General features: G+C 68.0%; 22 protein-coding genes and 2 tRNA genes. 10 read left to right on the forward strand and 14 right to left on the reverse strand.

Features of this window, described 5'->3' with window-relative positions; translation table 11 throughout:
- Nucleotides 1-2: 2 nt before the first annotated feature.
- From OL358_RS06180 to pknB, 5 genes are all read left to right on the forward strand, one after another.
- Nucleotides 3-1,241, forward strand: a complete 1,239-nt coding sequence (locus tag OL358_RS06180; protein WP_264709071.1) for a PP2C family protein-serine/threonine phosphatase — start codon at nucleotides 3-5, stop codon at nucleotides 1,239-1,241.
- On the forward strand, nucleotides 1,238-2,638 hold the full coding sequence (locus tag OL358_RS06185) for an FtsW/RodA/SpoVE family cell cycle protein (RefSeq protein WP_264709072.1): 1,401 nt from the start codon (nucleotides 1,238-1,240) through the stop codon (nucleotides 2,636-2,638). The genes OL358_RS06180 and OL358_RS06185 overlap by 4 nt, the downstream gene beginning before the upstream one ends.
- An 81-nt stretch (nucleotides 2,639-2,719) precedes the next feature.
- Nucleotides 2,720-4,183: a peptidoglycan D,D-transpeptidase FtsI family protein gene (locus tag OL358_RS06190; RefSeq protein ID WP_264709073.1), complete on the forward strand. Its 1,464-nt coding sequence runs from the start codon at nucleotides 2,720-2,722 to the stop codon at nucleotides 4,181-4,183.
- The gene (locus OL358_RS06195) at nucleotides 4,180-5,901 is read left to right on the forward strand and encodes a serine/threonine-protein kinase (protein ID WP_264709074.1); all 1,722 of its coding nucleotides are present in this window, start codon (nucleotides 4,180-4,182) and stop codon (nucleotides 5,899-5,901) included. Before OL358_RS06190 ends, OL358_RS06195 begins: the two co-directional genes overlap by 4 nt.
- Nucleotides 5,902-6,000: 99 nt before the next feature.
- Nucleotides 6,001-7,695, forward strand: a complete 1,695-nt coding sequence (gene pknB, locus OL358_RS06200) for a Stk1 family PASTA domain-containing Ser/Thr kinase (RefSeq protein WP_264709075.1) — start codon at nucleotides 6,001-6,003, stop codon at nucleotides 7,693-7,695.
- 9 nt (nucleotides 7,696-7,704) lie between these two features.
- On the opposite strand, the gene OL358_RS06205 is transcribed toward pknB, so the two are convergent.
- From OL358_RS06205 to OL358_RS06215, 3 genes are read right to left on the reverse strand one after another with little or no spacing between them, the layout of a single operon-like run.
- Nucleotides 7,705-8,334 (reverse strand): anthranilate synthase component II, encoded by a 630-nt coding sequence (locus OL358_RS06205; protein ID WP_264709076.1) that lies wholly within the window; start codon nucleotides 8,332-8,334, stop codon nucleotides 7,705-7,707.
- Nucleotides 8,335-8,344: 10 nt separating this feature from the next.
- The gene (locus OL358_RS06210; protein ID WP_264709077.1) at nucleotides 8,345-8,500 is read right to left on the reverse strand and encodes a hypothetical protein; all 156 of its coding nucleotides are present in this window, start codon (nucleotides 8,498-8,500) and stop codon (nucleotides 8,345-8,347) included.
- Nucleotides 8,500-9,273, reverse strand: coding sequence for a class E sortase (locus tag OL358_RS06215; protein ID WP_264709078.1), 774 nt, complete (start codon nucleotides 9,271-9,273; stop codon nucleotides 8,500-8,502). Before OL358_RS06215 ends, OL358_RS06210 begins: the two co-directional genes overlap by 1 nt.
- Before the next feature lie 55 nt (nucleotides 9,274-9,328).
- On the opposite strand from OL358_RS06215, the gene OL358_RS06220 reads away from it, so the two are divergent.
- Nucleotides 9,329-9,568, forward strand: coding sequence for a cell division protein CrgA (locus OL358_RS06220; protein WP_264709079.1), 240 nt, complete (start codon nucleotides 9,329-9,331; stop codon nucleotides 9,566-9,568).
- Nucleotides 9,569-9,706: 138 nt separating this feature from the next.
- Here the strand turns inward: OL358_RS06220 and OL358_RS06225 are convergent, their stop codons facing one another.
- Both OL358_RS06225 and OL358_RS06230 read right to left on the reverse strand, forming a co-directional pair.
- Nucleotides 9,707-10,597 (reverse strand): rhomboid family intramembrane serine protease, encoded by an 891-nt coding sequence (locus tag OL358_RS06225; RefSeq protein WP_264709080.1) that lies wholly within the window; start codon nucleotides 10,595-10,597, stop codon nucleotides 9,707-9,709.
- Between the two features lie 14 nt (nucleotides 10,598-10,611).
- On the reverse strand, nucleotides 10,612-11,184 hold the full coding sequence (locus OL358_RS06230) for a peptidylprolyl isomerase (RefSeq protein ID WP_264709081.1): 573 nt from the start codon (nucleotides 11,182-11,184) through the stop codon (nucleotides 10,612-10,614).
- Nucleotides 11,185-11,283: 99 nt separating this feature from the next.
- Here OL358_RS06230 and OL358_RS06235 point away from each other — a divergent pair, with 99 nt between their 5' ends.
- Nucleotides 11,284-11,799, forward strand: a complete 516-nt coding sequence (locus OL358_RS06235) for a DNA helicase (RefSeq protein WP_264709082.1) — start codon at nucleotides 11,284-11,286, stop codon at nucleotides 11,797-11,799.
- 2 nt (nucleotides 11,800-11,801) lie between these two features.
- Nucleotides 11,802-12,284, forward strand: coding sequence for a YbaK/EbsC family protein (locus OL358_RS06240; protein WP_264709083.1), 483 nt, complete (start codon nucleotides 11,802-11,804; stop codon nucleotides 12,282-12,284).
- A gap of 11 nt (nucleotides 12,285-12,295) precedes the next feature.
- On the opposite strand, the gene OL358_RS06245 is transcribed toward OL358_RS06240, so the two are convergent.
- Entirely contained in the window at nucleotides 12,296-12,721 is a 426-nt protein-coding gene (locus OL358_RS06245) for an NUDIX hydrolase (protein ID WP_264709084.1), read from the reverse strand.
- 106 nt (nucleotides 12,722-12,827) lie between these two features.
- Nucleotides 12,828-13,547, reverse strand: a complete 720-nt coding sequence (locus tag OL358_RS06250) for a Pr6Pr family membrane protein (protein ID WP_264709085.1) — start codon at nucleotides 13,545-13,547, stop codon at nucleotides 12,828-12,830.
- A 570-nt stretch (nucleotides 13,548-14,117) separates the two neighbouring features.
- Here OL358_RS06250 and OL358_RS06255 point away from each other — a divergent pair.
- Nucleotides 14,118-15,077 (forward strand): Abi family protein, encoded by a 960-nt coding sequence (locus tag OL358_RS06255; protein WP_264709086.1) that lies wholly within the window; start codon nucleotides 14,118-14,120, stop codon nucleotides 15,075-15,077.
- 113 nt (nucleotides 15,078-15,190) lie between these two features.
- On the opposite strand, the gene OL358_RS06260 is transcribed toward OL358_RS06255, so the two are convergent.
- A tRNA-Ala gene (locus OL358_RS06260) sits at nucleotides 15,191-15,263 on the reverse strand.
- Between the two features lie 14 nt (nucleotides 15,264-15,277).
- Nucleotides 15,278-15,351 (reverse strand) — tRNA-Ile (locus tag OL358_RS06265).
- A gap of 151 nt (nucleotides 15,352-15,502) precedes the next feature.
- Between OL358_RS06265 and OL358_RS06270 the strand changes: the two genes are divergently transcribed.
- Nucleotides 15,503-16,216 carry a VIT family protein gene (locus OL358_RS06270; protein ID WP_264709087.1) on the forward strand — a complete coding sequence of 238 codons (714 nt, stop codon included), beginning with the start codon at nucleotides 15,503-15,505 and terminating at the stop codon, nucleotides 16,214-16,216.
- A 28-nt stretch (nucleotides 16,217-16,244) separates the two neighbouring features.
- Here the strand turns inward: OL358_RS06270 and OL358_RS06275 are convergent, their stop codons facing one another.
- The 5 genes from OL358_RS06275 to recF all read right to left on the reverse strand — a co-directional run bounded on the left by OL358_RS06275 (nucleotide 16,245) and on the right by recF (nucleotide 23,156).
- On the reverse strand, nucleotides 16,245-16,649 hold the full coding sequence (locus OL358_RS06275) for a DUF3566 domain-containing protein (RefSeq protein WP_056123523.1): 405 nt from the start codon (nucleotides 16,647-16,649) through the stop codon (nucleotides 16,245-16,247).
- Nucleotides 16,646-19,243: a DNA gyrase subunit A gene (gyrA, locus tag OL358_RS06280; protein WP_264709090.1), complete on the reverse strand. Its 2,598-nt coding sequence runs from the start codon at nucleotides 19,241-19,243 to the stop codon at nucleotides 16,646-16,648. Before gyrA ends, OL358_RS06275 begins: the two co-directional genes overlap by 4 nt.
- 31 nt (nucleotides 19,244-19,274) lie before the next feature.
- Complete coding sequence (gene gyrB / locus OL358_RS06285) at nucleotides 19,275-21,311, reverse strand: DNA topoisomerase (ATP-hydrolyzing) subunit B (protein WP_264709093.1); 2,037 nt, start codon at nucleotides 21,309-21,311, stop codon at nucleotides 19,275-19,277.
- A gap of 122 nt (nucleotides 21,312-21,433) precedes the next feature.
- On the reverse strand, nucleotides 21,434-21,967 hold the full coding sequence (locus tag OL358_RS06290) for a DUF721 domain-containing protein (protein ID WP_264709095.1): 534 nt from the start codon (nucleotides 21,965-21,967) through the stop codon (nucleotides 21,434-21,436).
- Complete coding sequence (gene recF / locus OL358_RS06295; RefSeq protein ID WP_264709096.1) at nucleotides 21,960-23,156, reverse strand: DNA replication/repair protein RecF; 1,197 nt, start codon at nucleotides 23,154-23,156, stop codon at nucleotides 21,960-21,962. The genes OL358_RS06290 and recF overlap by 8 nt, the downstream gene beginning before the upstream one ends.

Here is a 23,156-nt window from a genome sequence, read left to right on the forward strand (position 1 = left end):
CTATGGTCTTCCAGGGCTCGAGCGTCGCCATCTCGCACACCGGCAAGGTGCGCTCCAACAACCAGGACTCCGGTTACGCCGGATCGAACCTGTTCGTCGTGGCCGACGGCATGGGCGGCCACGCCGGCGGCGACGTCGCGTCGAGTCTGGCGATCGCCCGACTGCAGAGTCTCGACCGACCGTACGAGTCGACGGCGGCGGCCGAGCGGGAGCTTCGCGACGCGATAGCGGATGCCGCCACCCAACTGATCGACACGGTCGACGACCGCCCGGAGCTGGCGGGCATGGGCACGACCGTGAGCGCGCTGATCATGGTCGACGACTACGCGGTGATCGCCCACATCGGCGACTCGCGCATCTACCTCTTCCGCGACGGCGCCCTCACCCAGATCACGACCGACCACACGTTCGTGCAGCGCCTGGTCGACTCCGGCCGCATCACGCCCGAGGAAGCCAGGTACCACCCGCGCCGGTCCGTGCTGATGCGCGTGCTCGGCGACATGGACCCCGATCCCGAGCTCGACACGTTCATCATGCCGACGCAGCCGGGCGACCGGTGGCTGCTCTGCTCGGACGGGCTCTCCGGGGTCGTCGACGACCCGCACACGGCCAAGGCGCTCGCGCTCGGCCTGGCACCCGGCCGCACCGCCGACATCCTGCTCAAGCAGGCGCTGGACGGCGGCGCCCCCGACAACGTCACGATCGTCCTGGTCGACGTCGGAGGACAGCATCCGATCTTCTCGGGCACGCCCACCGTGGTCGGCTCGGCCTCCAACCCGATCGGAATCGAGGTCCCGGCCGCGCGCCCGGGGCGCACGAGCTGGCTCCACCCCAACCGTCAGGCCGCGAACGAGCCGACGCATTTCGAGCCGGCCGCCGAGTTCCTCGAGGAGCTCATCGAGGAGGACCGCCGCCGTGTGCGTCGCCGCCGCATCGGCTGGATCGCGGGTGTCGTGCTGGTGCTCGCGATCCTCGCCGGTGCGCTGTGGGTCGGGTACCAGTGGACCCAGACCCGCTACTACGTGGGCGCCGACGAAGACACGGTGGTGATCTTCCAGGGCGTGCAGCAGAACATCGGCCCGATCTCGCTCTCGACCCCGTACGAGGACACCGAGATCCCCCTCGACTCGCTGCCCGAGTTCGCGCGGGCGACCGTCGAGGGCACCATCTCTGCAAGCTCCCTCTCAGACGCCCGCCGTATCGTCGCGACCATCGTCGAGACCTCGGGAGGAGGCGGATGAGCGGCCCCACGAGCACGGCGACCGAGCCCGTCTCCACCGACACCGCAGTGCTGCGTGCGCTGCGGCGCATCCGCGTGCCGCAGACGCAGCGCAACCGCGAACTCGGGCTGCTGGTCTTCGCCTTCGCGATCAACGGGTCGGCGGTGGCGCTCGTCCAGCTCGGGGCGCTCGGCGCGATCGACTGGACGTTCCTCGTCTACTGCGGCGGGCTGACCGCCCTGGTGGTCGCCCTTCACATCGTTCTGCGCCTGCGAGCGCGCGACGCCGACCCCTTCGTCGTGCCGATCGCCACGCTGCTGACCGGTCTGGGCCTCGCGATGATCTACCGCATCGACATCGCCCGCGAGCGGCACGGCTGGGAGGCCTTCTCCACCCGGCAGCTCGCCTGGGCGGCGATCGCGCTGGTCCTCGCGATCGCGGTCGTCCTGCTGCTGCGCAACTACCGGGTGCTGTTCCGCTACACGTACATCTTCGGGTTCATCGGCATCGCGCTCCTGGTCCTCCCGATCGTCCCCGGACTGGGGACCGACGCGAATGCCGACGTGTGGGTGTCGCTCGGCTTCTTCAGCTTCCAGCCCGGCGAGCTCGCCAAGATCTCACTCGCGATCTTCTTCGCCGGCTATCTGGTGCGCACGCGGGAGAGCCTCAGCTCCGTCGGCACCCGGTTCCTCGGGGTCACGTGGCCGCGCGCGCGCGAGCTCGGCCCGCTGCTCGTGCTCTGGCTCATCTCGCTCGGCATCATCGTGATGCAACGCGATCTCGGCACCGGCCTGCTCATCTTCGGCATGTTCGTCGCGATGCTCTACGTCGCCACCGGCAAGACGAGCTGGGTGCTCATCGGCGTGACTCTCGCGGCCGCCGGAGCCCTCATCGCGTCGCAGGTGCTGTCGTACGTCAACGGACGGTTCACGAACTGGCTGGATGCCTTCAATCCGGCCGTCATCGACGCCAACGGCGGCAGCTATCAACTCGTGCAGGGCATCTTCGGCCTCGCGCAGGGCGGGCTGATCGGCACCGGCCTCGGCCAAGGCCGTCCGTACCTGACGCCCGTCTCGGAGAGCGACTACATCCTGCCCGCGCTCGGCGAGGAGCTCGGCTTGATCGGCGTCTTCGCGATCCTGTGCCTCTACATGGTCTTCACGAGCCGCGGCATCCGCATCGGCCTCGCCGGCCAGGACGACTTCGGCAAGCTGCTCGCCACCGGCCTCTCGTTCACGATCGCCCTGCAGGTGTTCATCATGGTCGGCGGCGTCACGCGCATCATCCCCCTCACGGGCCTCACGACACCGTTCCTCGCTGCCGGCGGATCGTCGCTGGTCGCGAACTGGATCATCGTCGCTCTGCTGCTGCGGATCTCGGATGCCGTACGCAGCCGCCCCCGGGTGGTGATCGGCTGACATGACGAAGGCCCTCCGATACCGCCGCTGCGCCGCCTGCTCAGGAACCGCCTCACCCGACGCCGTGGGGAGGTGCGCGTCATGACGAAAGAACTCAGGCGCCTCAGCATCCTGATGCTGGTGATGTTCCTCGCGCTGTTCGGCTCGACGAGCTGGATCCAGGTGGTCAACGCCGAGGAGCTCGCGGAGAACCCCCGCAATACGCGAGCGCTCTACGACTCGTTCGAGGTTCAGCGCGGCTCGATCATCGCGAGCGGCACGGCCATCGCCTCATCCGTGCCGTCGAACGACGTCTACAGCTGGCAGCGGGTCTACACCGAGCCCGACATGTGGGCACCCGTGACCGGCTACATCAATCCGGCCCTCGGCCGTGAAGCGGGAACCGGCATCGAGCAGGCGATGAACTCGTACCTCAGCGGCTTCGCCGGGTCGCAGTTCCTGTCGCGCATCGAGCGCATCTTCACGGGCCAGCCTCCGCGAGGCTCCAACGTCGTGCTGACCCTGGATGCCACGGTGCAGCGCGCCGCGTACGAGGCTCTCGGCGACCTGCAGGGCGGGGTGATCGCGATCGAGCCGTCGACCGGCCGCGTGCTCGCGATGGTGACGAGTCCGAGCTACGACACGAACCTGCTCGCCTCGCACAACACCGAAGAGGTGAACGCCGCCTACGACACGCTCGTGGCCGACCCGGGCAAGCCGCTGTCGAACCGCGCCATCGCGGGCGATCTGAACCCGCCCGGCTCGACCTTCAAGCTCGTCGTCGCCTCGGCCGCTCTCGCGTCGGGCGACTACACGCCCGAGTCGACGATCCCGAACCCGGCGAGTTACACGCTCCCCGGCTCCAGCGCGGTCATCTACAACGACACCCGCGGCACGTGCGGCCCCGGTGCGACCGTCACGATCGCCGACGCACTGCGACTGAGCTGCAACATCCCGATGGCTCAGCTCGCCGTGGAGCTGGGCGACACCGCGATCCGCGAGGAGGCGGAGAAGTACGGCTTCAACTCCTCCTTCGAGATGCCGCTGGTCTCGACGCCGTCGAGCTACCCGCGCGCACTCGACGACGCGCAGACCGCTCTGACCGGGTTCGGTCAGGGCCAGGTGATCGCCACGCCCCTGCAGATGGCGATGGTGTCGGCGGGGATCGCGAACGGCGGAGTGGTGATGAGCCCGCGGATGGTCGACCGCGTGATCGGTCCGGACCTGTCGGTGCAGGAGGTCTTCGAGGATGTCGAATTCCGGCGGGCCCTCGACCAGGAACTCGCCGACCAGATGGTCGCGATGATGGTCGCGAATGTCAGTGAGGGCATCGCGACGGGTGCAAGAATAGACGGCGTCGACGTGGCCGGGAAGACCGGTACTGCGGAGAACGGTCCCAACCAGCCGTACACGCTGTGGTTCACCGGGTTCGCGCCCGCGGACAACCCACAGGTCGCCGTCGCCGTCGTCGTGGAGGACGGCGGCGGGCAAGGGCAGTCGGGCAGCAGCAATGTCATCGCTGCTCCCATCGCAAAGAAGGTCATGGAGGCGGTGCTGGGCAGATGAGACCGACGCAGGGTGTGACCTTCGGCGGCCGCTACGAGCTTGATTCGCGGATCGCGATCGGCGGCATGGGCGAGGTGTGGGAAGCGACCGATCACGTCATCGGACGAACGGTCGCGATCAAGATCCTCAAAGACGAGTACATGGGAGACCCCGGGTTCCTGGAGCGCTTCCGCGCAGAGGCCCGGCACGCAGCACTCGTCAACCACGAGGGCATCGCGAGCGTCTTCGACTACGGCGAGGAGAACGGCAGCGCGTTCCTCGTCATGGAGCTCGTGCCCGGCGAGGCGCTCTCAACGATCCTCGAGCGCGACGGTGCTCTGTCGACCGACAAGACCCTCGACATCGTCGCCCAGACCTCGGCCGCCCTCCAGGCGGCGCATGCCGCAGGGCTGGTCCACCGTGACATCAAGCCGGGCAATCTGCTGATCACCCCCGACGGTCGCGTGAAGATCACCGACTTCGGCATCGCGCGCATCGCCGACCAGGTGCCGCTGACGGCAACCGGTCAGGTCATGGGCACCGTGCAGTACCTGTCGCCCGAGCAGGCGTCCGGGCACCCGGCATCCCCCGCGACCGACACCTACTCGCTGGGCATCGTGGCGTACGAATCGCTCGCCGGGAAGCGCCCGTTCACGGGCGAATCGCAGGTCGCGATCGCGATGGCGCAGATCAACGAGCAGCCGCCTCCCCTGCCGCCCACGGTCGCCGTTCCCGTGCAGAACCTCGTCATGGCGATGATCGCGAAGAAGCCCGAGGAGCGCCCGGCCTCTGCCGCCGCGGTCGCGCGGGCGGCGACGGCTCTGCGGCGCGGCGATGTCGCGGCCGCCGCGGCAGCCGTTCCCGCGATCGCCGGCGGTGCCGCCGCCGGCGACGACATGACGCAGCTGCTCACGTCCGGCGCAGACACCTCGGCCGCCACACGCGTGCTGCCCGCAGCCGGCGCTGCCGGCGAGGAGGTCGTCGACGGGGACGGGGCCGAGAAGAAGAAGCGCAGTCCGTGGACGTGGCCGCTCATCGCGCTCATCGTGCTGCTCGTGCTCGTTCTCGGCGGAACGATCTGGGCGCTCATCGCGAATCAGGACGGGGGCGATCCGAAGCCGTCCACCAGCACGACGTCCGCGTCGCCCACGCCGTCGAACACGCCGTCGCCCACCGAGACCACCGAGGAGCGCGTCGACGTCACCGCACTCGGCCTCACCGGAAAGACGTGTGCCGACGCACGCGCGCTCGTCGAGGGCGCCGATCTCGTGGCGAACTGCGTCGCGGGAAACGCGGCCCCGACGGCAGGAGAGCAGGACCTCGTCTACGACGTGAACCCCACCGGCCGTGTTCCCCTCGGAACCACGATCAACCTCACGTACTACGGACCGCAGGTGGCCATGCCCGCACCGACCGCGCCGACCTTCACCGACGCGACCGTGGCACCGGGCGGAACGATCCAGGTCAACTGGGGCACCTACACCTGCCCCGCCGGCGAGGGCTCGGTCAGCGCGTACAACCTGACCGCGACCAACGGCACTTTCGCCAACGGCCAGTCCACCGCCGCGTTCGCGCAGGGCGACCGGTCGGCACAGGTCACGGTGCCGAGCACGGCGACCGGGAATGTCGTCGTGAGCTACACGGTGACCTGCACGGGCGGCCCGTCCGGCGATCGCACGTCCGGCGCATCGCCCGAGGCGACCGTGCCGATCCAGGCGGCCGACGACACCGACGGCTGAACACGGTTCCCGACAGCACGAGCGGGGATGAGTCGGCAGGTTGCCTGTCACTCGTCCCCGCTCGGCTAGTCTGGCAGTTGTTCCATTCCAGGAGAGACTGTGACAGCTGAGCCGCGAGTGCTTTCCGGGCGCTATCGCATCGACGAGCCCATCGGACGCGGCGGCATGGCCAGCGTCTATCGCGGCTACGACCTGACGCTCGGTCGCTCGGTCGCCATCAAGATCCTCGATCGCGAGCTCGCCGGCGACAACGCGTTCCGCACGCGGTTCCGGCTCGAGGCTCAGGCCGCCTCTCGCATGGCGCACCCGACGATCGTGCGGGTCTACGACGCGGGTGAGGACACCTCCACCGACCCCGACGGTCGCGTGCGTCCCGTCCCCTTCATCATCATGGAGCTCGTCACGGGCGCCCTGCTGAAGGACATCATCGCCGAGGGGCCCGTCCCGGTGACCGATGCCGTCCGCTACGTCGACGGCATCCTCGAGGCTCTGGAGTACTCGCACCGCGCCGGCGTCGTCCACCGCGACATCAAGCCGGGCAACGTGATGGTCACCGAGGCGGGCCAGGTCAAGGTGATGGACTTCGGCATCGCACGCGCGGTCTCCGACAGCTCGTCGACGGTGGCCGAGACCACGGCGATCCTGGGCACTGCCGCATACTTCTCTCCCGAGCAGGCCAAAGGCGAGCCGGTCGACGCCCGTGCCGACCTGTACTCGGCCGGTGTCGTGCTCTACGAGCTCCTCGCCGGGCGTCCGCCGTTCCGCGGCGAGTCTCCCGTCGCCGTGGCGTACCAGCATGTGAGCGAGGCGCCGCTCCCGCCGTCCGAGATCAACGAGACCGTGCCGCGCTCTCTCGACGCTGTGGCGCTGCGCGCCCTGGCGAAGGATCCCTTCCAGCGCTACCAGGATGCCGCGAGCTTCCGCGAATCCCTCGATGCGACGATCGACGGCCGCTCGCCGTCCAAGCGTCAGGTGGGCGCGCTCACGAGCGAGCTCTACGGCCCCAATCCGAAGCAGGCTGCCGAGACGGCCCGCTCGCTCCGCCAGCTGAGCACCGACACCACGATGAAGCGCACGCAGGCGGGTCCGCCCGTCGCGTGGATCTGGGCCGGGCTCGGCGTGCTCGCGGTGCTGCTGATCTCGGTGCTGTTCTGGGTGCTCTCGATCAACCCCGAAGACAATGTGCCCTCGAGCGCGCGCATCGTGCCGAACGTGTCGGGCATGACCTACGACCGCGCGAACCAGGAGCTCCTCGACACCGACCTCATCGCCATCCAGGTCGAAGAGGAGAATCCGGATGTCGCGGAGGGCATCGTCATCCGCACCGACCCCGCGGCGGGGGAGTCGGTGAACGTGAACCAGGAGGTCCGCGTCTACGTCTCTCTCGGTCAGTCGATGGCGACGGTGCCCCCGCTGGAGGGGCTCGGGCGGGATGCCGCGGCCGCCGCACTCGACGCCGCCGGGCTCGCGCTCGGAACGGTGACGCAGCGCAACGACGCCGAGCTCGCTGCGGGAACCGTGATCTCCGCAGATCAGACGGAAGGCGCCAGCGTCCCCGAGGGAACGGTCGTCAATCTCGTCGTCGCGTCGGGCAAGGTCACGATCAACGACGTACGCGGCTACACGGTGGAGGCGGCGCAGCGAGAGCTCGAAGAGGTCGGCCTCGAGGTGTCGACGCAGGAGGACTCCTCGTGCGCCGGGTCCTCGCCTCCGACGGTGGCGACGCAGTCGCTCGCTCCGGGCGACGTGCCCATCCACTCGCCGATCGTGCTCGGATACTGCTCGGGGAGCTGATCGCCCGAGTCAGCGGCGCGGACTGAGGTCCGCGCCGAGGGATGCGGCATCCGAGTACCCTGCCGACGCGAGCCAGTTGCCCAGCAGGCGATGGCCGCCCTCGGTCAGCACGCTCTCCGGATGGAACTGCACGCCGCTGATCGGCAGCTCGCGGTGGGCGACGCCCATGATCACGCCCTCGGCGGTGCGGCTGGTGACGACCAGCTCGCCGGGGAGGGTCTCGGGGACGATCGCGAGCGAGTGGTACCGCGTCGCCGTGAACGGATCGGGCAGACCGGCGTAGAGGTCGCTGCCGTCGTGGTGCACGAGCGAGGTCATGCCGTGCATGAGCTCGGGAGCGGTCGCGACCGTCGCGCCGAACGCCTCGCCGATCGCCTGATGTCCGAGACAGACGCCGAGGAGCGGCATCCGCTCGGCCGCGGCTGCGCGCACGACGGCGACGGATGCCCCGGCGTCGCCCGGTGCTCCCGGCCCCGGCGACACGAGCACGGCACGATAGCGCGCAAGCAGTCCACGCGGGTCGTCGACGGCGTCGGCCTCGACCAGATCAGTCGTCGCTCCGAGCTCGTGGAGGTAGCCGACGAGCGTGTGGACGAAGCTGTCGTGGTTGTCGACGACCAGGACGGATGCGGCGCTCACCGTCTCAGGGTCACTCGACGGTGCCGTCGAGCGGGTTGATGATCTCGCTGACCCAGGGGAACACGTAGAAGATGAGTCCGTAGACGACCGCGGCGGCGAGCACCGCGAGGATGAGGGCGCGGACCCACCACGGGCCGGGGAGCACGCGCCAGAGTGCGGCGTACATCAGGCCCCCGCCTCCGTCAGGGATGCCGGAGGCTCGGCTCCTCGCGGGGTGAACGACTCGAACACGCCGTACGCGATGATCCGCTCCCACATCCAGTGGATCGGGCTGCAGCTGGTCAGGGTGATGTACCGCGTGCCCGCGGGCACATCGGGCGCCTGCGGAACGGGCAGGAGCACGTCGACCTGCGAGGGCTCGACGTACTGGAGAGTGCGGAAGCGGTAGGTGTACCAGCCGTCCGCGGTCTCGACGACGATCGGGTCGCCGATGCGGAGGTCGGCGATCTTCCGGAAGGGCTCGCCCCAGGACGTGCGGTGAGCGGCGAGGGCGAAGTTGCCGACCTCGCCGGGCATCTGCGTTCCCATGTAGTGACCGATGCCGATGGGGTTGAGGGTGCGCTCGCGCGTCACGCCTCCGGCCATGGGCATCGCGTAGTCGGCGCCGAACCGAGGGATGTGCATGACGCCGAACTTCTCGCCGTCCGCGGGTTCGGCGCGGACGATCGGCTCGGCGGTGACGGGAGCCTCGCCCCCGTCGTTGGTGGTCCCGTAGGCGCCCGCCCATTCCTGCGAGAGCTCCTGGCCCTGCGCGTTGCGCTCAGCGCCGTAGATCATGTCGCCGATGTAGAGCTGCCACGCGACGTACAGCAGGACGATGACGCCGGCCGTGATCAGGATCTCGCCGAGCACGCCGATCACCGAGGTGCGGGAGCGTCGGGAAGGAGTCGCACCCCCGGCACGAGGCCCCCCATCGGGGCCGGCAAGCGCTTGTTCCACAGCGGAAGTGTAGTCGTCGCACGCTGTGGGGCGGCTGGCAGTTAGACTTCTGTGCATGGCACGACCCGGCAAAGAAGACGACCCGCTCATCGAGCGCGCAGAAGGCGAGGCTGCACCCAACCCGGTGTGGTTCAAGCCGATCATGATCAGCCTCATGCTGATCGGACTCGTCTGGGTCCTGGTGTTCTACCTCAGCGGTATGGCCTACCCGATTCCCGGTATCGCCGGCTGGAACCTGGTGATCGGCTTCGGCATCGCCTTCCTCGGCTTCCTCATGACCACCCGCTGGCGCTGAGCGCAGCATCCGACTCTTCCGAAAGCCCCGGTCCGACCGGGGCTTTCGTGTTATCCGGAGTTGTTAACAGGCCTGTTAACAGGTGTGAATTACACGCGTGTGATTCATCCCCATGTGTGGATGAACCTGTGGATAACTTCAGCGGAGGACGAGCCCCGGCGCCACCGCCGGCACGAAGAGCAACGCGACGAGGACGGCGGCCACCGCGACGAGCAGCGCGATCTGAAGCCCGCGCTGACGGGGTGATCGCGTGCGCGTGAAGATCAGCCCGACGAGCAGGCCGACGACCAGTCCGCCGACATGCGCCTGCCACGAGACGTTGAAGCCGGGGACGAACCCGATCACGAGGTTGATGCCGAGCACAAGGGCGATGCCGCCGATGTTCGCGCCGATGTGGCGTCCGATGACCAGCAGCGCCCCGAAGAGCCCGAAGATCGCCCCGGATGCTCCGACCACCGGGGTCAGGAACGACAGCAGCGCGACGGCGACCGAGCCGCCCAGGGCGCTCAGCACGTACAGCGTGAGGAAGCGCCACCGACCGAGCAGAGGCTCGAGGCTGCGACCGATCATCCACAGCGCGAGCATATTGAGCGCGATGTGCATGGGCCCGCCGTGGACGAGGGCTGCGGTGAAGAGCCGCCACGGTTCGAAGCGACCGGTGAGCTCCGGGTACAGCGTCGGCGCGATGAAAGCCAGGGAGTCCTGGATGCTCGTCCCGATGTCCGGGATCAGCGTGAGCAGGTAGGTGAAGACCGTGATCCCGATGATCGCGTACGTGACGATCGGCCGGGAGTCGGCCACCGTCATCGCCCGCGGCCGTGACCACCGACGCTCGGCCTTGCGCTGAGCGGGCGACGCCGCCTTCTGCTGGTCGCGCAGGCACTCCGGGCAGATCACGCCGACAGCGGCGGGTGTCTGGCACTCGGGGCAGATGGTGCGCAGGCATCGCTGGCAGAGCACGAAGCTCTGCCGGTCCGGATGCCGGTAGCAGAAGTTGTCGCGATTGCGCGCGAGGTCGTCGGCGGTCACGGCGGGCGGAGCGCCTAGGCCGCGACGATGTCGATCGACTGCAGCACGACCGGCTCGATCGGACGGTCGCCCGCAGCCGTCGGGACCTCGCTGATCGCGTCGACGACAGCCTTCGAGGCGTCGTCGGCGACCTCGCCGAAGATGGTGTGCTTGCCCTGCAGCCACTCGGGACCGCGGCCGCCCTGGCCGGGAACCGTGATGAAGAACTGCGAGCCGTTGGTGCCCTCAGCCTGACCGGTGATCGCGTTGCGGCGCAGGCCGGCGTTGGCCATCGCGAGCTTGTAGGGCTCGGTGAAGGTGAGCTCGGGGCTGATCTCGTCGTTGAAGGTGTAGCCCGGACCGCCGACGCCCTGACCGAGCGGGTCGCCGCCCTGGATCATGAAGCCCGAGATGATGCGGTGGAAGACGACGTCCGTGTAGAGCGGCCCTTCGCCCGGCTTGCCGGTGGCGGGGTCGGTCCACGAACCGGTGCCGTCGGCGAGACCGGTGAAGTTCTGGACGGTGCGGGGCGCGTGATCCCCGAAGAGGTTGACGACGATGTCGCCGTGGTTGGTGTGGAATGTGGCGACAGCGGTGTGAATCGGCATTGCTACATTCTTCCAGAGTTCTGTGCAAGCCCTCCCGCCTCGGCGCAGGTCTGGCAAGATGGGTCGAACCAGATCCCGGTTCGATCAGGAGGGCAGATCGTGAGCCTCAGCCGCAAGCGCAAGAAGGAACTCCGCAAGCTCCAGACCCAGGCGAACAGCCTGTGGGAGACGCAGCAGGTCCTCGTGGGCGAGGCTGCGAACGTCGCGCGCGAGGCAGGGCGCCAGTTGGGCCACCTGCACCGCGAAGAGGTTCGCCCGCGTGTCGCGGCGGGCTACGAGACCTACGCCGCCCCGTATGTCGACAAGGGCAAGCGGGTCGTCAACGACACCGTCATCCCCGCGGCAGGCGCCGTCGTCGGCTCCGCGCTCTCGGTATGGGATGCCGCCAACGACACTCGGTCCCGCCTCGCGTCGGGTCGCGGCATCGATCTTCCCGCCAGCTGGCGCAAGGCACAGCCCGCTCCGGTGAAGTCCGGGATCGGTGCCGGCGGGGTCATCGCGATCATCCTCGGCGTCGCGGCCGCGATCGGCGTGCTCTACGCCGCCTGGCAGACGCTTCGCGCCGACGATGAGCTCTGGGTGGCCGACGACCCGCTGCGCGCACCGGACGCCTGACCGTGAGCGACGCCGTCGCCGGACTCGATCGGGTCACGGACGCGGCATCCGCTCGCTCCCTCGCGATCGAGATCCGCGAGCGACCCGTAGCGAACAGCCTCGCGGAAGCCGCCGAGATCCTCGGCATCGCGCCGGCGGGCATCGTGAAGACCCTGGTCGTGAAGCGCAGCGACGACACGTTCCTGTTCGCGCTGGTTCCGGGCGACCGCGCGATCTCGTGGCCCAAGCTGCGGGCGGTCGTCGGGGTGAACAAGCTGCAGCTCCCCGATCCTCAGCGTGCGCTCGAGGCGACCGGCTACGAGCGGGGCACGATCGTCCCCATCGGCAGCTCGACCGACTGGCCCATCTACGCCGATGAGCAGATCGTCGGGCAGCGCATCGCGATGGGGGCGGGCGCCCACGGGTACAGCCTGTTCGTCGAGGCGGACGACCTCATCGCCGCGTACGGTGCGACGGTGGCCGACATCTCGCAGCCGGCCGGGTAGCGGCATCCACTCTAGTTCTTGTTCGCCATCTCGAGCGCGATGTCGACGAGCTTCACGCGCTGCAGCGCGCTGACCTCGTCGAGCGGGAACCACTCCGCCCGGTCCGTGGAGCCGTCCTTCTCGTTGCGGAGCTTCCCGCCGATGATGTGAGCGCGGTACAGGATGCGCAGCGTGTGAAGCGGCTCGGTGACCCCCGGTGTGAGGCGTCGACCCGGGGGGATCACGCGGGAATGAATGCCGAGAAGCTCGTCGATCTCGACCTTGTACCCGGTCTCTTCCCGCACTTCACGCCGCGCGGCACGCTCGGGATCCTCGCCGGGCTCCAGTCCGCCACCGGGCATGGTCCATGCCGCACGGCGGCCCTCGTTCCAGTGGGCGAGAAGGAGGCGATCCTCGGCGTCGATGACGACGGCGTAGGCCGCGACGCGGAGGTCCATGCTTCACCCTAACCGTGCGACGCCGGCGAAGGATGCCTCTGCCGGCTGCGCCGCGCAGCGCGACGGCCCGCCCCCATGAGGGGACGGGCCGACGCGCGTGACGAGCTCAGCCGTGAAGCACCCCTGCTTCGACGACTACCTCGTGACGCATCGCGCGACGCTCCCGATAGCGTCCGATCGCGATGATCCCCGCCCCGATCGCGACGAATGCCGCGAAGATCCCCCCGATGTAGATCAGCACCGAGCCCCAGCCTCCGGCGCCGTGCGGGTCCAGGAACGGATAGGGGTACCACCAGGCCGCCGCCCCCGACGGGTCGACCACGAGCTCGCCGCGGACCATCGTGTACAGCAGCCATGTCAGCGGGTACACCGTGAGCACCGGCAGGCTCCACCACGGCAGTCCTCGCCGCCGCCGGGCGAACAGCAGGTCCACCAGCAGGTACAGCGGGATGATGACGTGCAGCACCTCGACCGCGTAGGTGTCGAGCATCGCGATGCCCGCCGAGTCCGCAGCCGCGACCTCGGACGGCACCCCGCGCAGCAGCACGTTGTAGACGACCCCCAGCAACAGCACCGGCCCGGTCGTGATGGCGAGCGCCAGCGCGACCCCGAGCGGTTCCCGAGTCCGCTCCGGGTGCATCCGCGTCCAGGTGGCCGCGGCCGCGAGCGCCCCGGCGCTGAGCAGCGTCGACACGATCGTGAACATGCTGAAGTAGTTCGCGAGCACGAGCGCGAGACTCTGCCCCTGCCGTGTCGCGCGGTCCACATTCACGATGTAGCCCGCCGCAACCGCCGACACCCCCATGCCGGCAGCTGCGAGTCGCATCCATGACCAGTGCATGATGTTCCTCCCCAGTTGATCAACGACGTTTGCGTTGGTGAGCAAGGTTTATCGCCGCACGGACATCGAAGGCGCGATTCCTGTCACCGCTACAAGAGGAAATCGACCCGGCAAACGCGCTCCTTTGTGTGAGATCTACACACTGTCCCCCACTTGGGGGACGAATTGCACAAACGCTTGCATCCGCGCGGGAAAGCGTCGCTCCGGCCGGAGGACTCACGGCCCGGGATGGATCGTGGGGGCTGGTCCTGACTTCGGTCGATCTCCTGAGAAGCGGAGAGCCGTCGAATCGCAGAACCTTCGTTAACGCGAAGAGCCTAGGAGATTCGAACTCCTGACATCCTGCCTGCAAAGCAGGCGTTTCGGCTCCTGCCAGCGCTACGGCTGCGATTCCGGGACTCTGTCAGCCGTGCGTGCTACATTCGTACCACCACACCCCCCACGCCTCTCGTAGAAGCGCACTTGGGGGGTTTTCTCTGCCCCGGAAGAGCACCGATGCCCCGACAACCTCGCGTTCCTAGGTCTCGCGGCGCACTCCACTACGACAAGCAGGCGTTGAGACTGGACGAGCTGGTCGATCGTCTCGCGGAGCGAGGACTGGTGATCCCGAATCGCGAGCGGGCAACACGGTATCTGAAGCACATCGGCTACTTCCGGCTCTCGCCGTACACGATCCCCTTCCAGCAGGGACAACCCGATCACCTCTTTCGCGAGGACGTGGAGTTCGACGATGTGTTGGGCATCTACGTCTTCGACCGGGCCCTCCGTCTACTCGTCATGGATGCATTGGAGCGCGTCGAGGTCGCGGTGCGCGCAGCGCTGACAGATCACATGTCGACCACATACGAGGACCCTCACTGGTATGTCGATGCATCGCACTTCGTGAATCGCGGCAAGCACACCGGACTGCTGAGGATGATTCAGGAGACTTCGGACACCAGGCTACTTGGGACGGCAGAGCCAGCGGGGCGGACGTTCTCGTCGAATGAGGACGCCGGCGTCGTCTATCGGTCTGCGCTCGAGCACTACCTGATGACGTACGGCTCACCCGAGCTGCCGCCCTCGTGGCTGATGGTTGAGACGCTCACTCTCGGTCAGCTGAACAACGTGGTCGACAACCTGCGGCGCCGCTCCGACAGGACGGCTATAGCTCAGCGCATCGGTCTGAGCGAGCCGGTGCTCATGTCATGGCTGCGCACATACGTGCGCGTTCGGAACGTCTGCGCACACCATGGCCGGCTGTGGAACGTCGGCATCGGCGTGTATCCGGCGATCCCTAGCTCACCCGCGATCTCGTGGTTGAAGGGAGACGCTGCACTGCCACGTCGCTCAGAGAAGCGGCTCTATCCGGTACTCGTGTCACTGCAGTCTGTGCTCGATGTGGTGTCGCCACGCAGCACATGGGCGCGGCGACTTCACGACCTCGTGAGCACCCGCCCACCCATGAACCTGGCTGGCATGGGGATACCCAAGAACTGGGCCGACGACGAGTTCTGGGCACGCCACATTCGGTGACTGAGCCACGGGCGACGGGCGATCGTTGTGGAGCCTAGGAGACTCCGTCGCCTCGTATCGCAGGTCCGGATAACTGAGAAGCGCCGCCCCTTCGGGACGGCGCTTCTCGATTGTGGAGCCTAGGAGATTCGAACTCCTGACATCCTGCTTGCAAAGCAGGCGCTCTACCAACTGAGCTAAGGCCCCTCTTGAGATGACGGTGGGGCTACCAGGACTTGAACCTGGGACCTCTTCATTATCAGTGAAGCGCTCTAACCGCCTGAGCTATAGCCCCGTCTGGACCGGCGTTTTCGAGCCGATCAACCTCCAAGACTTTACCCGACGCCCGCCGTTTTCACGAATCGGAGCGGATGCCGCGTCGCCGGCCGAGGCAGAGCGCGACGCGCCTGACGCCCGCACGCCGGGAGCCGCGATTGACTGTCTCCATGGCGGCGACCTCACACGAAGGCGAACCCCACGGGTCCGGACTGGGCCAGCGACTGAACTGGCTGCGGGCCGGCGTGCTCGGTGCGAACGACGGCATCGTGTCGGTCGCGGCGCTCGTGGTGGGCGTCGCGGGTGCGACCACGGATGCCCCCGCTCTGTTCCTGGCGGGCATCGCCGGTCTCGTCGGCGGTGCGATCTCGATGGCTCTCGGCGAGTACGTCTCCGTCAGCAGCCAACGCGACAGTGAGCGCGCGCTCATCGCGAAGGAGTCGCGCGAGCTGCGCGACATGCCTGCGGAAGAGCTCGAGGAGCTGACTCAGCTCTACCGCGACCGCGGCCTCACGGAAGACACGGCCCGTCGCGTCGCCGAGGAGCTGACCGCCCACGACGCACTGTCGGCGCACCTCGAGGTCGAGCTGCACATCGATCAGCACGACCTCGTCAACCCCTGGCATGCCGCGCTGTCGTCCGCCGTCGCCTTCACACTCGGGGCGCTGCTGCCGCTGCTCGCCATCCTTCTCCCACCACCTGAATGGCGAGTCCCGGTCACGTTCGCCGCGGTGCTCATCGCGCTCGCGATCACCGGCAGCATCTCAGCTCAGCTGGGTGGCTCGTCCAAGGGCCGGGCCGTCCTGCGCCTCGTCCTCGGAGGCGCGCTCGCCCTCGGAGCGACCTGGCTCATCGGCACACTGCTGGGAACAACCGTGGTGTGACGCGCCGGCCGGCAGCCGGCATCCGCGGTCAGTTCGAGGTGAAGCCGACCAGAAGGCCGCCGGTGACCTTGACGGCGAGGTTGTAGATGCCGGCCAGCACCGCGCCGAGGACCGTCACGACCACGAGGTTGAGGATCGCGACGACCGCCGAGAACGCGAGCACCTGCGGCAGGCTGACGAACTGCGACAGCAGGATGGTGCCGTCGGTGAAGTTTCCGAAGAACTCGTCCGCGCGCGCGATGAGGCCCGTGGTCTGCACGACCAGGAAGACGAGGACGAACGACACGACGGTCACCACAGCGAGCGCGATGGCCGCGAGGAACGACAGCTTCACGGCCGACCAGAAGTCGACGTAGACCAGGCGCAGGCGCACCTGCTTGGCGGATGTCTTATGGCTGGACTTCTTGGCGAGCTTGTCGGCTACCGTGCTCATGCGTCAACACTCTCTTCGGGGGTATCGGGAGAAGCCGGGGGGGTGGCCGAATCGGGGTCGGCGGCTTCTGCGGTTTCTGCCAGGCCCCGCTCACCGTTCCGTGCGATCGCGATGATGCGATCCTCGTCGGCGGCGCGGGCGAACACGACACCCATGGTGTCGCGGCCCTTGGCTGGGACCTCGGCCACGGCAGAGCGTACCACCTTGCCGCTGGCAAGAACCACCAAGACCTCGTCGTCCTCGGAGACGATGAGACCGCCCGCGAGATCGCCCCGATCCTCGTTCAGCTTGGCCACCTTGATGCCCAGTCCGCCGCGATTCTGCACGCGGTACTGGTCGACGGCGGTGCGCTTCGCATACCCGCCCTCGGTGACGACGAACACGTACTCATCGTCCTGAGCGACCGACGCCGACAGCAGGCTGTCGTCGGTGCGGAAGTCCATTCCCTTCACGCCCGAGGTCGAACGACCCATCGGCCGCAGCGCCGCGTCGGTCGCCGAGAAGCGCAGCGACATGCCGTGGCGGCTGATGAGCAGGATGTCGTCGCCCTCGTCGACGAGCAGTGCGCTCACGAGCTCGTCGTCGCCCTCGCCCTCAGCGTCGTCTCCCTCGTCGGGCACCTGTCCGCGGAGCTTGATCGCGATGATCCCGCCCTGACGGTTGGTGTCGTACTCGGTGAGTCGGGTCTTCTTGACCAGACCGCCGCGCGTGGCGAGCACCAGGTAGGTGGCGACGCCGTAGTCGCGGATGTCGAGGATCTGCGCGATCTCCTCGCCCGGCTGGAGCGCGAGCAGATTCGCGACGTGCTGACCCTTCGCGTCACGGCCGGCCTCGGGGACCTCGTATGCCTTTGCGCGGTAGACGCGTCCCTTCGTGGTGAAGAAGAGCAGCCAGTGGTGCGTCGTCGTGACGAAGAAGTGCTCGACCACGTCGTCGGCGCGCAGCTGCGCACCCTTGACGCCCTTGCCGCCGCGGTGCTGTGAACGATAGTTGTCGCTCCGCGTGCGCTTGATGTACCCGTCGCGGGTGACCGTGAGGACCATCTCCTCTTCGGGGATCAGGTCTTCGTTCGTCATGCCGCCCTCGTATCCGTGGAGGATCTCGGTGCGGCGGTCGTCGCCGAACTTTGCGACGATCTCGGTCAGCTCGTCGCGGATGATCGTGCGCTGGCGCTCCGGCTTCGCGAGGATGTCGTTGAAGTCGGCGATCTGCGTCTCGAGGTCGGCGGCCTCGTCGATGATCTTCTGACGCTCGAGTGCGGCGAGGCGCCGCAGCTGCATGTCGAGGATCGCCTGCGCCTGGTCGTCGTCGATCTCGAGCAGGGCCTTCAGACCCTCGCGGGCTTCCTCGACCGTGGGCGAGCGGCGAATGAGCGCGATGACATCGTCGAGGGCGTCGAGCGCTTTGAGGTAGCCGCGCAGGATGTGCATGCGGCGCTCGGCCTTCGCGAGCCGGAACCGTGTGCGGCGGACGATCACCTCGATCTGGTGCTCGATCCAGTGCGAGATGAATCCGTCCAGCGGCAGCGTGCGCGGCACACCGTCGACGATCGCGAGCATGTTCGCGCCGAAGTTCTCCTGCAGCTGCGTGTGCTTGTACAGGTTGTTCAGCACGACCTTGGCGACGGCATCCCGCTTCAGCACGATGACCAGGCGCTGACCCGTACGTCCCGAGGACTCGTCGCGGATGTCGGCGATCCCGGTGATCTTGCCCTCGCGGGCGAGGTCGCTGATCTTGACGGCGACGTTGTCGGGGTTGACCTGGTACGGCAGCTCCGTGATCACGAGGCACGTACGGCCCTGGATCTCCTCGACGTTGACGACGGCGCGCATCGTGATCGACCCGCGACCGGTGCGATAGGCGTCCTTGATGCCCTTGGTGCCGAGGATCTGCGCATAGGTCGGGAAGTCCGGGCCGGGAATGCGCTCCATGAGCGCCTCGAGCAGCTCTTCGCGCGTGGCATCCGGGTGCTCCAGTGCCCACAGCGCGCCGTCGGAGACCTCGCGGAGGTTGTGCGGCGGGATGTTGGTCGCCATGCCGACCGCGATGCCGACGGAGCCGTTGACCAGCAGGTTCGGGAAGCGCGCCGGCAGGACGACGGGCTCCTGAGTCTGGCCGTCGTAGTTGTCCTGGAAGTCGACGGTGTCTTCTTCGATGTCGCGCACCATCTCGAGCGCGAGCTGGGCCATCTTCGTCTCGGTGTAGCGCGGCGCGGCGGCGCCCTGGTTGCCGGGCGATCCGAAGTTTCCCTGGCCCTGCGCCAGCGGATACCGCAGCGACCACGGCTGCACGAGGCGCACGAGGGCGTCGTAGATCGGCGCGTCGCCGTGAGGGTGGTAGTGGCCCATCACCTCGCCGACGACGCGGGCGCACTTGGAGAACGACTTGTCGGGACGGAAACCGCCGTCGTACATGCCGTAGATCACGCGGCGATGCACGGGCTTGAGGCCGTCCTCGACGCGTGGGAGTGCGCGACCGACGATCACGCTCATCGCGTAGTCGAGGTAGCTGCGCTGCATCTCGGCCTGCAGGTCGACCTGGTCGATGTGACCGTGGTTGTGCGCGGGAGCCTCAGGGCGTTCTTCGTCAGTCATGTGTTTCCGTATTCTCAGTTCGCTTCGTCGATCAGATGTCGAGGAAGCGGACGTCCTTGGCGTTGCGCTGGATGAATCCGCGGCGGGACTCGACGTCTTCGCCCATGAGGATCGTGAAGATCTCGTCGGCCGAGGCCGCGTCGTCGATCGTCACCTGCCTGAGCGTGCGGGTCTCCGGGTCCATGGTGGTCTCCCAGAGCTCCTTGTCGTTCATCTCGCCCAGACCCTTGTAGCGCTGGATGCCGTTGTCCTTCGGGATGCGCTTGCCCCCGGCGACGCCATCGGTGAGCAGCGCGTCGCGCTCGCGATCGCTGTAGACGTATTCGTGGGGGGAGTTCGACCACTTCAGCCGGTACAGCGGCGGCTGGGCGAGGTACACGAACCCTGCCTCGATGAGTCCGCGCATGTAGCGGAAGAGCAGCGTGAGCAGCAGGGTCGTGATGTGCTGACCATCGACGTCGGCATCGGCCATCAGGACGATCTTGTGGTACCGCGCCTTCTCGATGTCGAAGTCCTCGCCGATGCCCGTGCCGAAGGCCTGGATCATCGCCTGGACCTCTTTGTTGCCCAGGGCACGGTCGAGGCGCGCGCGCTCGACGTTGAGGATCTTGCCGCGCAGCGCCAGGATCGCCTGGGTGTGGGGGTCGCGACCCTGCACCGCCGAGCCGCCGGCCGAGTCGCCCTCGACGAGGAAGATCTCGCTGATCGACGGATCCTTGCTGGTGCAGTCCTTGAGCTTGTCGGGCATCGCCGCGGACTCGAACACGCTCTTGCGCCGTGCGGTCTCGCGCGCCTTGCGTGCGGCGAGGCGCGCGGTCGCGGCATCGATCGCCTTGCGGATCACGTTCTTCGCCTGCACCGGGTTGCGGTCGAACCAGTCGCCGAGCTGATCGCCGACGACCTTCTGCACGAACGCCTTCGCCTCGGTGTTGCCGAGCTTGGTCTTGGTCTGTCCCTCGAACTGCGGTTCGGAGAGCTTCACCGAGATGACGGCGGTGAGCCCTTCACGGATGTCTTCGCCGGTGAGGTTGTCGTCCTTCTCCTTGAGGAGGTTGTTCGCGCGGGCGTATCGGTTGACGAGCGTCGTCAGCGCCGCGCGGAACCCCTCTTCGTGCGTTCCGCCCTCGTGGGTGTTGATCGTGTTCGCATACGTGAAGACGTTCTCGGTGTAGCTCGTCGTCCACTGCATCGCGAGTTCGAGAGCGATCTTGCGCTCGGTGTCCTCGGACTCGAAGTCGATGATCTCGTCGTTGACGACATCCGCGTGGCGCACCTTGTTGAGGTGCTCGACGTAGTCGACGAGTCCACGCTCGTAGAGGAAGCTGTCGTGCCGGGGCATCAGGTCGTCCTCGCCCGGCTCACCGGGCTCGACAAGACCTTCGGGTCGCTCGTCGCGGAGGCTGATCCGCAGGCCCTTGTTGAGGAACGCCATCTGCTGGAAGCGCGTCCGGAGGGTGTCGTAGTCGAAGTCGACGGTGTCGAAGATCGAGTCGTCGGGCCAGAACGTGATGATCGTGCCCGTCTCGCTACTCTCCTCGCCCTGGGCGAGGGGTGCGACCGGCTGACCGCCGTCGCGGTACGACTGCCGCCACACGTGGCCCTGACGCCGGACTTCGACCTCGAGGCGCGTCGAGAGGGCGTTGACCACCGACGAGCCGACGCCGTGCAGTCCGCCCGACACCGCGTAGCCGCCGCCGCCGAACTTTCCTCCGGCGTGCAGCACCGTGAGCACGACCTCGACCGTCGACTTGCCCTCGGTCTTGTGCATGTCGACCGGGATGCCGCGGCCGTTGTCGATCACGCGCACCGCACCGTCCGCGAGGATCGTCACATCGATGGTGTCGCAGTAGCCGGCGAGCGCCTCGTCGACGGAGTTGTCGACGATCTCCTGCACCAGGTGGTGGAGTCCACGGGCGCCGGTGGAGCCGATGTACATGCCGGGGCGCTTGCGCACCGCCTCGAGGCCTTCGAGCACCTGGATTTCGTCGGCCCCGTACTCGTTCGGAACCGTCTCAGCGGATCGGGCTTCGGGTTCCTCGGGAACGTTGTCGGGGTTCACGGACGTCATAAGTCAGGGCGCTCCAGATCGTTCGGCGGGTGCCCTGACAGTCTACCAAGTCTGCCCTTGCTTAGCGGGCTTATACGCCTCTGTGGAGGACGGAAATCGTTCCGGACGATATCTGACGTGGCTCAGCCGTAGGTATCGCGCGGACCACGCCCTGGAATCGTTCTGGGACCCCATTTCCAGGAGGGGACGTCCGGCCCGATGAAACGGATCGCGTCGACACCCGCGTCGGGGAACCGCCGGACGATCTCCGAGAGGATGTGCGCGCGCATGAGCTGGAGCTGCTTCGCCCAGGCCGTCGAGTCGGCCTGCACGGTGAGCGTGCCCTGCGAGAAAGCCACCGGCCGGGTGTGCCCCGCAGTGTCTTCGCCGGCGACATCCGACCACGCACGGACCACGTCTTCGCGGGCGAGATCCTTGTCCCACCCGGCTTCCCGCGTGAGCTGGGCCAGGACGTCGCCCATGCCCCGGGGATCGCGGCCGGCGGTGAAAGGCAGGTTCTCGTCGTCCGCGGTGCGCTTGCGTCGCTTGCGGAACGCTCGCGCGGGCGGCTCCAGCCCGCGCAGCCGCAGGTACGTCGCGACGGTCTCGGGTATGGCCGCGCGGGCGACGCCGGAATCGGATGCCGCGCCCTCTGCCGACGTGCCGGGATCAGGCATCCGTCGCCTCCAGGATCGTGCCGGCCTCGACACGCACGACGCGTGCGCGCAGCGCGGCGGGGACATCCTCCTCCACAGCCGCGGTCACCACCACCTGCTCGTAGTCGCCGGCGAGAAGCGCCAGCCGTGCGCGACGATCGGTGTCGAGCTCGGCGAAGACGTCGTCGAGGATCAGCACGGGGTCGCCCAGCCGAGATTCCGCCCGCAGGAGTTCGGCCGACGCGAGTCGCAGCGCAAGCGCGACCGACCACGATTCACCGTGGGACGCGTATCCCTTGACCGGGAGTCCGCGCACCCGGAGCACGAGGTCGTCGCGGTGCGGGCCGACCAGGGTGAGACCACGATCCAGCTCGGCGTTCCTGCGCTCGGCGAGCGCCTGACGGAAGAGATCCGCGATGGGGAGGCCGGATGCCCCGGCCGAACCCGCCCCGTCAGCCGCGCGGGCCGAGGCGGAATCCCGTCCAGAGGATGCGTCGAGATCGGGGTCGGCTCCTGCGACGGACAGCATCCACTCCGCCTCCGGACGGTGATCGGCCCCGGCGATGGCGGAGTAGGCAGCCGCGAGAGGAGCTGCGAGGTCGGTCGCTAGTTGGAGACGTGCCTCGATGACCTCCGTGCCGAGCGCGACGAGCTTGTCGTCCCACACATCCAGCGTGGTGAGGGCGTCGCCTCGGATGCCGCGCGCCTTCGCGGACTTGAGGAGCGCCGTGCGCTGCTTGAGCACGCGGTCGTAGTCGGCGAGCACACCGGCCATGCGCGGCGCGCGCTGCACGAGCAGCTGGTCGGCGAACCGGCGGCGCGACGACGGATCGCCACGGACGATCTGGAGGTCCTCGGGAGCGAAGAGCACGACCTGGGCGTAGCGCGGCAGCTCCGCCGGCTTGACCGGCGCACCGTTCACCCGCGCCTTGTTGGAACCCTGGCGATTCAGCTGCGCCTCGAGCAGGACGTGCCGCTCACCGTGGGCGAGACGTGCGCGGATGATCGCGGCATCCGCTCCGTCACGGACCATCGGCGCGTCGTTCGACACGCGATGAGACCCGAGGGTCGCGAAGAAGCCGATCGCTTCGGCGAGATTCGTCTTGCCCTGACCGTTGCGGCCGACGAAGACGTTCGGACCGGGACCGAGCGTGACATCGGCGACCGCGTAGTTGCGGAAGTCGACGAGACTCAGCTGCTCCACGATCAC

This window comes from Microbacterium sp. SSM24 (genome assembly GCF_025989145.1).
Classification (GTDB): Bacteria; Actinomycetota; Actinomycetes; order Actinomycetales; family Microbacteriaceae; genus Microbacterium.